1 protein-coding gene and 1 pseudogene are annotated in these 942 nt (G+C 69.0%); both read right to left on the minus strand.

All coding sequences use genetic code 11. The features are described from left to right. On the minus strand, positions 1–442 hold a 442-nt coding region (locus tag IEY36_RS30390; RefSeq protein ID WP_188974073.1), incomplete at its 3' end, for a transposase. After that, positions 349–756: pseudogene (locus tag IEY36_RS30395) on the minus strand (winged helix-turn-helix domain-containing protein); the annotation flags it as partial. The pseudogene IEY36_RS30395 and the gene IEY36_RS30390, both read right to left, overlap by 94 nt. Positions 757–942: the final 186 nt, after the last annotated feature.

A 942-nucleotide genomic window follows, 5' to 3' on the forward strand; every position in this document is an offset into this window, starting at 1 on the left:
TCTGGAACGGCAGGCGGTTGGCTCGCAGGAATTCCCAGACGTTCACGACGGGGTTGAGTTCCGGCGAGACCGGCGGCAGATGCAGCAGGCTCATATTGTCGGGCAGCACCAGCGCGCCCGTGGTGTGCCAGCGCGCCTGATCCGACACGAGCGGCCCATGGGCGCCCGGAGCGATGGCCTGGCCGATCTCGGCCAGATGGCGGTTCATTGCGTCAGTGTTCGCTTCCGGCAGGACAAGAGCCGCGCCTACGCCCCGGCTCGGGCAGATCGCCCCGAATAGCCAGGCTGAGGTGTAGCGGACGTCGCGCGGCCGCTCAGGCCGGCCGCCGCGCCGGGCCCAGATCCGCGTCAGGGTGCCTTGCTGACCGACCCTGGCCTCATCCTGGAAGCAGATTTCGAGCGGCCGTCCGCCAGCGCTGGGCCGGAGCGCGGCCGCTGCCAGCGTCGCGACGTCCTCTTTTTTTGCGCCGACTGCTCGGCAATACCATGCTTCGGATGGTGCGGCCGCACCGAGAGCCGGCGCAGCCCGAGCCGCTGCAACAGCCTAGACACTGTCGCGAGGTGATGGCTCACGCCGTAGCGTGTGCTGATCACCCCGCACAGGTCGACCAGCCACCAGCGGGCCACCCCATCGCGCGCCAGACCAGGGCCGGCCTCCACCAGGGCTGCGAACTCCGCCTCCTGTGCGGCGCCCAGTTCGCGGGCCTTGTTCATGCCACGACGGTCGTACAGTCCCTCGAGGCCCTGCTCGTTGTGGCGATGTACCCAGTCTCACAGCGTCTGGCGCTCCATGCCTGCCAGACGAGCCGCCTCCGTGCGACTATGGCCCTCCAGCACCGCCGCCAGCACCAGCATTCGACGCGCCGCCGCCGACGATCTTGCGCGCACCGACGCCGCGCGAAGATCTGACGCATCAAGATCAAGCCGCGTGATCGAAATGCC

Origin of the sequence: Neoroseomonas lacus, from assembly GCF_014644535.1 — a bacterium.
Classification (GTDB): domain Bacteria; phylum Pseudomonadota; class Alphaproteobacteria; order Acetobacterales; family Acetobacteraceae; genus Neoroseomonas; species Neoroseomonas lacus.